At 62.1% G+C, this 11,629-nt stretch carries 10 protein-coding genes; 1 reads left to right on the top strand and 9 read right to left on the bottom strand.

Annotation, left to right across the window (positions count from 1 at the left end):
- Nucleotides 1-11: 11 nt before the first annotated feature.
- From FIU86_RS14430 to FIU86_RS14395, 8 genes are all read right to left on the bottom strand, one after another.
- On the bottom strand, nt 12-980 hold the full coding sequence (locus tag FIU86_RS14430; protein ID WP_152475722.1) for a type II secretion system F family protein: 969 nt from the start codon (nt 978-980) through the stop codon (nt 12-14).
- Nucleotides 981-985: 5 nt separating this feature from the next.
- Complete coding sequence (locus FIU86_RS14425) at nt 986-2,434, bottom strand: CpaF family protein (protein WP_152475721.1); 1,449 nt, start codon at nt 2,432-2,434, stop codon at nt 986-988.
- Nucleotides 2,435-2,447: 13 nt separating this feature from the next.
- Nucleotides 2,448-3,689: an AAA family ATPase gene (locus tag FIU86_RS14420; RefSeq protein WP_152475720.1), complete on the bottom strand. Its 1,242-nt coding sequence runs from the start codon at nt 3,687-3,689 to the stop codon at nt 2,448-2,450.
- 249 nt (nt 3,690-3,938) lie between these two features.
- Nucleotides 3,939-4,604 carry an OmpA family protein gene (locus FIU86_RS14415; RefSeq protein ID WP_152475719.1) on the bottom strand — a complete coding sequence of 222 codons (666 nt, stop codon included), beginning with the start codon at nt 4,602-4,604 and terminating at the stop codon, nt 3,939-3,941.
- A gap of 14 nt (nt 4,605-4,618) precedes the next feature.
- Nucleotides 4,619-6,040, bottom strand: coding sequence for a type II and III secretion system protein family protein (locus FIU86_RS14410; protein ID WP_152475718.1), 1,422 nt, complete (start codon nt 6,038-6,040; stop codon nt 4,619-4,621).
- A 199-nt stretch (nt 6,041-6,239) separates the two neighbouring features.
- Entirely contained in the window at nt 6,240-7,112 is an 873-nt protein-coding gene (gene cpaB, locus FIU86_RS14405; RefSeq protein WP_152475717.1) for a Flp pilus assembly protein CpaB, read from the bottom strand.
- Between the two features lie 177 nt (nt 7,113-7,289).
- Complete coding sequence (locus tag FIU86_RS14400) at nt 7,290-7,478, bottom strand: hypothetical protein (protein ID WP_152475716.1); 189 nt, start codon at nt 7,476-7,478, stop codon at nt 7,290-7,292.
- A gap of 153 nt (nt 7,479-7,631) precedes the next feature.
- Complete coding sequence (locus FIU86_RS14395) at nt 7,632-7,823, bottom strand: Flp family type IVb pilin (protein WP_152475715.1); 192 nt, start codon at nt 7,821-7,823, stop codon at nt 7,632-7,634.
- A 360-nt stretch (nt 7,824-8,183) separates the two neighbouring features.
- On the opposite strand from FIU86_RS14395, the gene FIU86_RS14390 reads away from it, so the two are divergent.
- Complete coding sequence (locus FIU86_RS14390; RefSeq protein ID WP_152475714.1) at nt 8,184-9,020, top strand: lytic transglycosylase domain-containing protein; 837 nt, start codon at nt 8,184-8,186, stop codon at nt 9,018-9,020.
- 9 nt (nt 9,021-9,029) lie between these two features.
- Here FIU86_RS14390 and topA read toward each other — a convergent pair whose 3' ends face one another.
- Nucleotides 9,030-11,549, bottom strand: a complete 2,520-nt coding sequence (gene topA, locus FIU86_RS14385) for a type I DNA topoisomerase (protein ID WP_152475713.1) — start codon at nt 11,547-11,549, stop codon at nt 9,030-9,032.
- Nucleotides 11,550-11,629: the final 80 nt, after the last annotated feature.

Below are 11,629 nucleotides of genomic sequence, written 5' to 3'. Positions count from 1 at the left end.
GGTCGTGGCCTTTACACTTTGATGTTCACGAGGGCGCGCATCACGAACAGGTTCGCGATGAGGAAGCCGCCCACGGCCAGGCAGGCCGGGATGAAGTAGGGGTGTTCCATCGCCTCGTCGTAATAGTCCGGCTTGATCATCTGGATCGCGATCAGCGCGAGGATCGGGAAACCCGACAGGAACTTGCCGGACCATTTCGCCTCGGCGGTGATGGCCTTGACGCGGCGGAACAGGCGGAAGCGGGCGCGGATCACCTTGGCCAGGCCATCCAGGATCTCGGCCAGGTTACCGCCCGATTGCTGCTGGATGGTCACGGCCACGGCAAGAAAGCGCAAATCCTGCATGTCCAGACGTTCGGCCATGTCCTTGAGCGCCTCGCCGATGTCGCGACCATAGGCGGCCTCGTCGGCGATGACGCCGAACTCGGTGGCCAGCGGGTCGGCGACCTCGTTGGCGACAATGGAAATGGCCGAGGTGAAGGGATGGCCGACGCGAAGCGAGCGAACCATGAGTTCAATGGCGTCGGGCAACTGCTCTTCCAGCATGGCCATGCGTTTGCCGGCCTTCATGTTGACCCAGACGAAAATGCCGCCCACGCCCATCGCAAGAGAAACGAGGACACGCACGGGCAAGGCCGTGCTGGTGCCGACCGACAGGCCGATGAAAGCGATGAAGGCACAGGCCACCATCAGCATCATCAACTGCTTGGGCGAAAACGCGATGGCCCCCATCTGGGCCTTGGTCGCGAGGATCGAGTAAAGCGGGATCTTGCGCGCCTTGAGATGCTGTTCCATCTCCTTGCGCAGCTTTTCCATCACCTCTTCGCGGTTGCCGCTCTTGTCGAGCATTTCCAGCCGGCGGTTCACGCGATTGTTGAGGCTGATAGAGCGTCCGAAGACGGTCAGGTAAAGACCCTGCACCAGGACCATGATCCCGATGAAGATTAGGCCGTAAATGATTGGCTCTGCACTGATAGACATGGCGTTTACTCTCCCACGGGTTCATAGATGCTGGGCGGCAGGTCATACCCCCACAAGCGGAACCGTTCTGAATAGTTCGACCGCACACCGGTGCCGGTGAAATGGCCGATGATCTTGTTTTCCGGTGTCAGGCCGACGCGCTGGAAGCGGAAAATCTCCTGCATGGAAATCACGTCGCCTTCCATCCCGGTGATCTCGGTGATCGAGGTCATCCGGCGCGAGCCATCCTGCAAGCGGCTGGCCTGCACCAGAAGGTTCACGGCCGACGCGATCTGGCTGCGCACGGCCTTGAGCGGCATCTCGATACCGGCCATGGCAACCATGTTTTCCAGACGGCTGATGCCGTCGCGCGGGTTGTTGGCGTGGATCGTGGTCATGGATCCGTCGTGGCCGGTGTTCATGGCCTGAAGCATGTCGATCACTTCCTCGCCGCGCGTCTCACCCACGATGATGCGGTCGGGGCGCATCCGCAGGGCGTTTTTCAGACAGTCGCGGGGACTGACCTCGCCCTTGCCCTCGACGTTGGGCGGGCGGCTTTCCATCCGGCCCACGTGGATCTGTTGCAGCTGAAGTTCCGCGGTATCCTCGATGGTCAGGATGCGTTCGGAATTGTCGATAAAGGACGACAGGGCGTTGAGCGTGGTCGTCTTACCCGAACCCGTGCCGCCCGAGACGATCACGTTGAGGCGGGTGGCGACAGCGGCCTGAAGATAGGCGGCCATTTCCTCGGAAAAGGCGCCGAAATTCACGAGGTCGTCGATACCCAGCTTGTCCTTCTTGAACTTACGAATGGACACCAGGCTGCCATCCACCGCGACAGGCGGGACCATGGCGTTGAAACGCGAGCCGTCCTGCAGACGGGCGTCGACGTAGGGGTTGGATTCGTCGACGCGCCGGCCCACGGCCGACACGATCTTGTCGATGATCCGCAGAAGGTGCTTTTCGTCCTTGAAGGTCGTGTCGGTCAGTTCCAGCTTGCCCGCGCGTTCCACGAACACCTGCTGTGGTCCGTTGACCAGAATATCGTTGACGGTGTCGTCCTTGAGCAGCGGTTCCAGCGGGCCAAGGCCGCGCACCTCGTCATAGAGGTCCTGCGTCAGCGTGGTCCGATCCTCGCGGTTCAGAACGATGCTGCGTTCTTCCAGCGCCTCGCCTGCAATCGACGCGATCTCCGCGCGCAGGTCGGCCTCTGTCGCACTTTCCAGCGCACCGAGATTCAGGTTGTCCAGAAGCGCGCGGTGCAGTTCGATCTTGATTTCGGACAGACGTTCCTTGCGCTTGCGGTCCTTGTCCTGCGGCGCGGCGGTCGCCGCCGCTTTCTGGAGCGGCTTGCGCAGCGAAACGCTTTGGGCCTGTTCCACCGGGGCTGTCTTGGGCGCCTCAACGGTCGCCGCGGCCTTGGCGGCCTTGACCGGCTGGGCGCCTTCGGTCGTCTTCTTGTATCGCGAGAACATTGGTTAACTTCCTTTATGCGGCCTGATCGGCGTCGCTCTGGCCAAGCGCGTGCAGCGAGACCGCCAGCTTGGCGATTTCCTTGCGCAGCGGGTTCTTTCCGGCGGCGCTTGCCAGCGGCGTGCCGTGGTCGCCGGCCTGCATCACCGGCTTGCCGCCGTCGGGCAGTTGCACCTCGATGCTGATTTCCAGGCTTTCGGCCATGCGTTTGACGCGGCTCTTGCCATTCAGATCGGTGAATTTCGGCGCGCGGTTGAGGCAGAAACGCAATTTCTCGATCGGCAGGTCCTCGGAGCGCAGGGCGCGTTTCAGGCGCAGCGCGTTCTGGGCCGAGCGCATGTCGAGCTCCAGCGTGGCGAAGTAGATCTGCGCGGAATGCAGCACCGTTTCTGTCCATTGGACCAAGGTGCTGGGCATGTCGACGATGACATAGTCGAACTTGGCCCGGGCCATGTCGAGAACACGCTGCACGTCCTCGGGCGTGATCATGTCGAGCGGCAGGATGTCGGTGGGCGCGGTCAGAACCCATAGCTTTTCGTCGAAGGAGACCAGCGCCTGCTTGAAGATATCCTCGTCCATCGAGTCGGTGTCGGCCCACATTTCGTAGACCACATCCTTGCGCGGCAGGTCGAGATAGGTGGCGACCGAGCCGGTTTGCAGGCCGAGGTCGAGAATGCAGACGCGCGGGGCGTCGGTCTTGGAGACAGAGGCCAGTTCCCAGGCCAGGTTCACCGCCAGGGTCGTGGCGCCGGTGCCGCCGGCAAGGCCCTGAACCGCCAGCAGAACCCCGTCGCCCGGACTGCTCGAATCGCCGAATGGGGCGGCGGCGGTGGCGGCGGGTGCGGTGGTTTCGCTGCGATGCAGGCGGTCGATCGCGGCCTGCAGCTCGTTCTCGGGCAGAGGGTAGGGGACGAATTCATCCGCGCCCTGGCGCAGAAGCTGGTGCAGCGACGCTGGGCTGACATCCTCGGCGATGAGGATCACCTTGATCCCGCGCGCCTTGGCCATGGTGATGATCTCGCTGAGCAGTCCGATCTCGTCCTCGTCGCTGGCGTCGATGGCCAGCGCCACGAACTCGAGACCGTCGGCCTCGGGCTGGTTGAGAAAGGCCAGCGCCTCGGCGAAGCCAAGATCGCCCCATGCCTCACCCAGGGCGGTTTCCATGTCCTCGATCAACAGGTCGAAATCCTGCACGTCACGGCTGATGGTGCACGCCGTGATCGGGCTGGATTCGGGTTGTTTTTGCACACTACTCATCTCTGGTCGGCCCCATATTTGTTGCGACGTCGATGCGTCGGAAACCGTTATTTTAAAGCTGTTGGGCCATGCGCATACACGCGACGGACCCATTGCCATGCTCAGAAACTGCTGGAAAATCTGGGCGATAATGGGGCCAAAAGATCGTAATTGTGCGATATCTCGGGACAAAAAAAACCCGCCCCAACAGATTGTTTCGGGCGGGTTCTTCAGGTGGCCCGGCCTGTGGCCGGACAGGGAGAATTCAGATCATTCGTCGCCGCCGGCGACGTCAGAGCCTTCTTCGACCATGACCAGGGTCGACTTTGACTCGGCGCTTTCGACATATTCGCGATAGACCACCTCGGCATATTTGCCGTCCATGACGATGGGATGCGACGCGACAAAGCCGGTGACCTCGGTCACCGTGCGGCGGTTGCGGCGTTCGCGGCCCTGCGTCACGACCAGTGGCTGTGCCTCGCCGAAGGACACGACGGCCTCGAGGCGGCTGCGGCTGATGCCCTGGGATACGAGGTAGTTGACGACCGCGTTGGCGCGTTGCTGTCCGAGGCTCTTGTTATACCCGGCGGACCCGACGAGGTCGGTGTGGCCGTAGACCCGGAAGCGGACCTCGGGGAACTGCTTGATCCAGCGGGCCTGTTCGCGCAGCGTGTCACGGGCGCCGGCATCGAGCTGGGCGCTGTTGAAGGCGAAGTTGACCGTGCTCAGAACCTCGTTCGAGAAGCGGTTGGCCAGATCGTAGACATAGCCTTTCTCGCCCCGCATCACCAATTGGTTGTGCATGTTGGCGTTGCCGAAATTGCCGCCGTCCACGAGGCCGCCCGCTTCGCCGAAGTAGGACTTGTAGACCTGCCCCTGCTGCGAACACCCGGCGAGGGCGAGAACCGACGCGGTAATCAGAAGATGATATTTCATGGCCTCGTCTCTCCTCAGTCCATCACGTAGCCGTAGGACCCGTTGAAATCCTGCCGGGCGACTTCGCCGGCCGAACCGCCTGACCGGCGCACGTCCTTGGCGACGCGTCCATTCAGGAACAGGTCTTTTTCTGTCGGCAGCTTGACCCGGTCGGTCGGCAGGGCAAGAACCGTGCCGCTGGTCGGAGTCACGAGGTGCGCGGTGACGATGATCACCAGCTCGGTCTGGGCGCGTTCGTATTCCGCGCTGCGGAAAAGCGCGCCGAGGATCGGGATATCACCCAGCCACGGGATCTGGCCCGCAGTGTCTCGGAAGTCATCCTGCAGCAGGCCGGCAATCGCAAAGCTCTGCCCGTCACGCATCACCACGGTGGTCGAGGCGTCGCGGCGCCGGAAGGCGGCCACGTTCAGACCGTCGGCCTGGATGCCGTTTGCGGGGTCAAGCGAGGAGACGGCCGCGGCCATTTCCAGGTTGATGACCTCGTCGTCCAGCACGCGCGGGGTGAAGTTGAGCTCGACGCCGAAGGGCTTGAACTCGATCGTGGTGGTGCCGTTTTCCTGCGCCACCGGGATCGGGAATTCGCCGCCTGCGAGGAACTTTGCCTCCTGGCCGGAAAGGGCGGTCAGGTTGGGTTCCGCCAGAGTGCGCACGGCACCTTTTTCTTCCAGTGCTTCCAACAGGATGCCAACCTCGGTGGAGCCGATGTCGAAACCGATGGCAAGCGCGCCGAAATTGTTCTGAACGGTCGGGATCGCGCCCGCCAATGTGCCCAGAACGCCGCCCTGGGTGTTGGTGGTGCCCGAGCCGCCGATGAAGCCGGCGCTGCCCGCCGACCGTGCATCCAGAGACAACGAGGTGCCAAGGGCCTTGGAGACGGTGCGCTGCATCTCGGCAAAGCGGACTTTCAGCATCACCTGCTGCTTGCCGGAGACCGAAAGCAGGTTCGACACCCGTTCGGGCGCGTAGCGATTGGCCAACTCCAGTGCGCGGTCCATCTTGCCGGCGCTGGAAACGGTGCCCGACAAAACGATGCCGTCATTGGCCGAGCGAACCTCGATCTTTTCGCTCGGCATGATCTGTTGCAGCCGTTCCTTGAACTCCGAAATATCGGGGCTGACATGCACCTCCACGTTGGTGATCAGCCGGCCCGTCGCATCCAGAAGGGTCAGGGTGGTGCGCCCGGGCGCCTTGCCCAGCACGTATACGGTGCGGTCCGACAATGTCGAAAAGTCCGCGATAGAGGGGTTTGCGATACTCAGCTCCGCGAAGGGTGTGTCGCTTTCGATAACGACGGCCCGGTTCATCGGGATGCTGAGATCACGGTTCGCGCCCTTGCGGATCACCGTGATGTTTTCCGCCATTGCCATTTCGGCAACAGGGGAGAATATGACAGCCAGCCCTACAAGGGCAGCCTTGAACACGCTCGAATTTTTCATGTGACCTGCCTTTCCGATCACGCCTCATTAATCGGGTCTTTTCGCCCGGAATTGAGAGGACTGTGGGCCAATTCAAAAATTTTTTCAAGAATCAACCACTTTCGACGCGCTGTTATTGTGGATTTTTGGGGACAGTTGCCAGAAAGAAACGAGGCGCCCTGTGGTAGGGGCGCCTCGTGAACACAATATGTTGTGTGTGTCAGTTCGTTGTGCAGGGGATCGGTGTCGAGATCACCTCGCCGCCGCGGCGGGTCTTGATCGTGCAGATCTCTTCCTGGACCTCCGGCGCGGGGGCCGCGGCCTGTTCGATCCCCAGCAGCATGTTCTGGTCGACCTCGATGGCTTCGGCCACGGTTTCGTCGTCGGCGCCGACCAGCGACAGCGACAGGCTGCCGGTGGATTGGGCCTGGGCAAGCGCCGCCACCTGCTGCGGCTTGATGGCCACCGTCACGGTGCGGGCGATGATCGCCTCGGTCGTGTCGCCGTTGGCCACCTGGTCGACCGCGATCAGACGTACACCGGTTTCGATCAGCTTGGTAACCTCGCGGCCACCGCGGCGGCCATCAATTCCCTTGGCGGAAGCGTCTCTGCCGGTCCAGTAGACATCCACGCGGTCGCCTGGGCGCAGAAAGCCAGAGACGCCGCTGGACACGTCGACCTCGATCGCAAAGGCGCGCATGCCGCGCGCGAGTTGCGAAGTGATGCCGGCATCTTCGCCCGGTCCGGTGACCTTCACGTCCAGAATCGCCTCTTTGGGTTCCATCGTACGCAGAATCGTGCGGGGTTCGTCCTCGCCCTCGGGGAAAAGCTCTTCCTCGGTGGAAAAGGTGCCCGCGGGCAATGACCCGGCGGGATAGGCGACCATCGACACGTGCTCCTTCAGCAGGCGCTGGCCGTATTCCAGTTTCTGCTTTGCGACATAGACGTCGACCGTTTCAAAGGCCGGGGCGCTTTTGGCGCGTTCCTGTTCGAGTTGGGCCTGGTAGCCCTGGATGTAGTTCTTGGCCATATAGACTGCAAAACCTGCCAGTCCGAGGCCGAGAATAAGTACAAGTCCAAACACCAAACGCATGGCGTGTCCTTTCGTTACTGCTGCTCTGTTGGCGCTTTTGACGCCTTATCTGTAAAGGTGCCGTGATATTGTGGCTGCACAAAGGTGACGGCGTGGCGCTTTGTGGAAGACGTTCGTGGATGTCAAAGATTGAACCGTGCCTCTCGGCAAAGTCGTGGCGGGGAACGTGGTCGGGGTCTAGTCGACGCCTTTGACAGACTGGGTCGCGATTGCCGTAGACGCACTGTTGCCCAGCGCCTCGTTCGCATCGCCCACGGTCTGAATGGCTCCCACCGCCATACCAACGATTCCGGCCGTCAGAACGACCCAGTCGACAGTGACCGCGCCTTCTTCCGATTTTGCGAAGCGCTCTAAGATCTTAAACATGTGAAACCTCGTGCAGCTGTTCAAATGAAATGTGCTTGCGAATTATGGCGCCAGTGAGGCCTGATCAGGGTAAAATTGGTGATCGGCCCCCGGCAAAAGAAAAGCGCCGCACGCCCGATGGACGTGCGGCGCTCTTCAAGACGTGCGCTTGGATCAATCGCCGGCGCCGTCAACTTCTTGCGCTTCAACACCGGTTTGGATGTTGCTTGCCAGGGTGTTCACACCGTTCGAAACGGTGGCAACGCCTGCAACGCCCAGGCCCACGATGGCTGCGGTCAGAACGACCCAGTCAACAGTCACGGCACCTTCTTCGTCCTTGCGGAAATTTTTGATGAATTTGATCATGGTTGGTCCCTCCAAAGGATCAGTTTTACTCAGGTTACAACCGCTAGCAGGTGAGTGGGCCGCCTCTCTCTTTGGCCCGCTGCGTTGCGGTATGAGGAGCATATAGCCGTCCGAATCCGGCAAGAATTGGGCGGCATTTGAGCGTTTTTGGTTCGTGTTAACGTTTCCGCAAAGAATTCAGTTAAGGTGTTGATTTTGAATGATTTAAAAAGTATAAATTTATTGGTTTTTTCGCTTTTCGAGTGGGTTCCCCTGCCGAAGGGCCAAGTTGGGCGTTCGCAAAAGCACTACAATTGTAGGCAAAAGACGCGATTGGTGTCATACTGTCGAAAAACCAACCGAGGCAGAGCAGGCCCGACCATGCGATTCAAACGACTTCTCGCCCTTGGCGTGTGCCTGGCGTGTGCATTCCCCGTTCACGCGGGCGATCCGCCGCCGTTTCCCGAATTCACCTTCAAGAAAGGCAAGCCGCCCAAGAAAGGCGGCGGCAAGCTTATCACGGTGCAGATCGACCCCGAAGACCAGGCCCATCTGAAACCCACCGGCAAAAGCAAGAGCGGCGACGACGCGGCGGCGGACATTCCCGTGGTGCCGAGCGTGACCGCCGCCTATGGCTGGTTCTGGACGAAAGTGCCCACCGACGACAAGACCAGCGGGCCGGACCGCCTGCGCCTGGCGTTCGAAAACCTGCGGGATGGGCCGGGCGGTGCGTCGGTCAAGGGGCCACGGTTGCAGCACATGCAGGAGATCGCCCGCGTTCATGGCGCCGACATCCTGCGCGCCACGATCGGGACCGAGGTGTCACCGGCGTTGGTGCTGGCGGTGATCTCTGTTGAATCGGGCGGGCGGACGGATGCGGTCAGCGGCGCCGGCGCGCAGGGGCTGATGCAGCTGATCCCGGCCACGGCGGAGCGTTTCGGCGTGAGCGACTCGCTGCAGGCGGGGCAGAATATCAAGGGCGGGGTGGCCTACCTAGACTGGCTGATGAAGGAATTCGGCGGCGACGCCGTGCTGGCGCTGGCGGGTTACAACGCTGGCGAGAACGCGGTGAAGAAGCATGAAGGCGTGCCGCCCTATGCCGAGACCCGCGATTACGTGCCCAAGGTTCTGGCGGCCTTCAAGGTGGCCAGCGGGTTGTGCAAGACGCAGCCCGAACTGATCACCGATGCCTGCGCGCTGACGCTGGCGTCTTACTGAGAACCGGGTTCACGCCTTCTTCTTGGCGCGGCCTTTACCTTTCTTCGCGGCCTTCTCGGCGATCAGTTCCACCGCCATATCCATGGTGACGTTGGCCGGTTCCACATCCTTGGGCAGGGTGGCATTGACCTTGTCCCATTTCACGTAAGGCCCATAGCGGCCTTCCATGACATTGACCGGCCCGCCGCTTTCGGGGTGCTCGCCCAGTTCCTTGAGCGGCTTGGCGGCGGTGCGCCCGCGTCCGCGCCCCGGGTTGGCGCGCTTTTCGGCCAAAAGTTCGACCGCGCGGTTCATGCCGATCTCGAAGACATCGGCGGGATCCTTGAGGTTCACGTAAACGGGTTTCGCCTCGTCCTCGGCCTGGTGCATGACATAAGGTCCGAACCGCCCGAAATTGGATTTCACCTCGCCGCCATCGGGATGCTCGCCCACGATGCGCGGCAGGCTCAGCAACGTCAGCGCCTTTTCCAGCGTCATCTCGTCCTTGTCCCAACCCTTGGGCAGCGACGCGCGGGGCGGTTTCTTGTTCTCGGGCGTGGGCTCGCCCCGCTGCACGTAGGGCCCGAAGCGGCCCGACTTCAGCCAGATCTCGTCTCCCTGATCCTCGCCCAGCACACGCTCGTCGCCCTCGGCGCCTTCGCCCGCGATGGGGCGGGTATAGGTGCATTCGGGGTAATTGCCGCAGCCCACGAAGCCGCCCGTGCGCGAGGTCTTCAGATGCAGCCGCCCCTCGCCGCATTTGGGGCAGATGCGCGGATCTGACCCGTCCTCGCGCGGGGGGTAAAGCTGCGGCGCCAGCGCTTCGTCCAGCTTGTCGAGCACTTCGGCGATGCGCAATTCCGACGCTTCCTCGACCGCGGCGTGGAAATCGCGCCAGAACTCGGCCAGCACCTTTTTATAGTCCGCGTCGCCGGCCGAAATGACGTCCAGTTCTTCCTCGAGGTTGGCGGTGAACTCGTAGCCCACGTATTTGCGAAAGAAGTTGAGCAGGAAGATCGTGACGATCCGGCCCTTGTCCTCGGGGATCAGGCGGTTCTTGTCCTTGCGGACATATTCACGTTCCTGGATCGTGGTGACAATGCTGGCATAGGTCGAGGGGCGGCCGATGCCCAGCTCTTCCATCTGCTTGACCAGCGTCGCCTCGGTATAGCGGGGCGGCGGCTGGGTGAAATGCTGTTCGGGGGTGACCGAGCGCTTGTCGGTCTTGTCGCCCTCGGCCAGTTGCGGCAGGCGCTTGTCATCGTCATCCACGACCGCATCGTCGCGGCCCTCCTCGTAGATCCGCAGGAACCCGTCGAAGAGCACGACCTGGCCCGTGGCGCGCAGGCCGACCTGCCCGTCCTTCGAGCCGATCTCGACCGTGGTACGTTCCAGCCGCGCGCCTTCCATCTGGCAGGCCAGCGTGCGCTTCCAGATGAGGTCATAGAGCTTGCGCTGGTCGGGCTCTGACAGTTTCAGGCTGTCGACATCGCGCGTCATCTCGGTGGGCCGGATGCATTCATGCGCTTCCTGAGCGTTCTTGGCCTTGTTCTTGTAGATGCGGGGAGAGGACGGCACGTAGTCCTTGCCGAAGCGCTCGCCGATCGCATCGCGGGCGGCCTCGACGGCCTCGGGGGCCATGTCGATGCCGTCTGTCCGCATATATGTAATGTGTCCGGCCTCATAAAGGCGCTGGGCCGCGCTCATGCATTGCCGGGCGCCCATGCCGAACTTGCGGCTGGCCTCTTGTTGCAACGTGGAGGTCATGAAGGGCGGGCTGGGGTTGCGGCTGCCGGGCTTGGCCTCGACGCTGGTGACGCTGAGGTCGCGGCTCTCGATCGCCTGTTGCGCCATTTCGGCCTGCGTGGCGTTCTCAAGGTCGTACTTGTCGAGCTTGTCACCGGCCAGGCTGACCAGACGCGCCTCGAACTCCTGGCCCCGGGGCGTGGTCAGGAGCGCCTTGACGCTCCAGTATTCGCGCGGGTTGAACGCCTCGATCTCCATCTCGCGCTCGACGATCAGGCGCAGGCAGACCGATTGCACCCGGCCCGCGCTGCGTGCGCCGGGCAGTTTGCGCCACAGGACGGGCGACAGGTTGAAGCCCACGAGGTAGTCCAGCGCGCGGCGGGCCAGATAGGCCTCGACCAGCGGGCCGTCCACGTCGCGCGGGTTCTGCATCGCCTCGGTGACAGCGGTCTTGGTGATGGCGTTGAACACCACGCGCTTGACGTCGGTGTCCTTCTTGATGGCGCGGCGCTTGCGCAACGCTTCTTCCAGGTGCCAACTGATCGCCTCGCCTTCGCGGTCGGGGTCAGTGGCGAGGATCAGGGAATTGTCGTCCTTCAGCGCGTCAGCGATGGCCTTGATATGTTTCTTGCTGTCATTGCCGACCTCCCAGGTCATCTCGAAATCCTGGTCGGGATCGACCGAGCCGTTCTTGGCCGGAAGGTCGCGCACATGCCCGTAGGAGGCCAACACGGTATAGTCCTTGCCCAGGTACTTGTTGATCGTCTTGGCCTTGGCCGGGGATTCGACAACAACGACTGGCATGAACACTCCTACGATCTGAAAACGGGGGCGGACGACTCGGCCCGGCCCCATGGCGGCGCAACATGTGGTGTGTGTATGGG

It is taken from the genome of Roseovarius sp. THAF9 (assembly GCF_009363715.1).
Lineage (GTDB): Bacteria > Pseudomonadota > Alphaproteobacteria > Rhodobacterales > Rhodobacteraceae > Roseovarius.
The sequence above is the reverse complement of the archived record's forward strand: the minus strand, read 5'-3'. Positions and strand labels throughout refer to the sequence as shown.

What these genes read in the sequence shown, in the direction of transcription:
- FIU86_RS14430 (WP_152475722.1), bottom strand. Translation starts at nt 980, where the DNA reads ATGTCTATCAGTGCAGAGCCAATCATTTACGGCCTAATCTTCATCGGG.
- FIU86_RS14425 (WP_152475721.1), bottom strand. Translation starts at nt 2,434, where the DNA reads ATGTTCTCGCGATACAAGAAGACGACCGAAGGCGCCCAGCCGGTCAAG.
- FIU86_RS14420 (WP_152475720.1), bottom strand. Translation starts at nt 3,689, where the DNA reads ATGAGTAGTGTGCAAAAACAACCCGAATCCAGCCCGATCACGGCGTGC.
- FIU86_RS14415 (WP_152475719.1), bottom strand. Translation starts at nt 4,604, where the DNA reads ATGAAATATCATCTTCTGATTACCGCGTCGGTTCTCGCCCTCGCCGGG.
- FIU86_RS14410 (WP_152475718.1), bottom strand. Translation starts at nt 6,040, where the DNA reads ATGAAAAATTCGAGCGTGTTCAAGGCTGCCCTTGTAGGGCTGGCTGTC.
- cpaB (WP_152475717.1), bottom strand. Translation starts at nt 7,112, where the DNA reads ATGCGTTTGGTGTTTGGACTTGTACTTATTCTCGGCCTCGGACTGGCA.
- FIU86_RS14400 (WP_152475716.1), bottom strand. Translation starts at nt 7,478, where the DNA reads ATGTTTAAGATCTTAGAGCGCTTCGCAAAATCGGAAGAAGGCGCGGTC.
- FIU86_RS14395 (WP_152475715.1), bottom strand. Translation starts at nt 7,823, where the DNA reads ATGATCAAATTCATCAAAAATTTCCGCAAGGACGAAGAAGGTGCCGTG.
- FIU86_RS14390 (WP_152475714.1), top strand. Translation starts at nt 8,184, where the DNA reads ATGCGATTCAAACGACTTCTCGCCCTTGGCGTGTGCCTGGCGTGTGCA.
- topA (WP_152475713.1), bottom strand. Translation starts at nt 11,549, where the DNA reads ATGCCAGTCGTTGTTGTCGAATCCCCGGCCAAGGCCAAGACGATCAAC.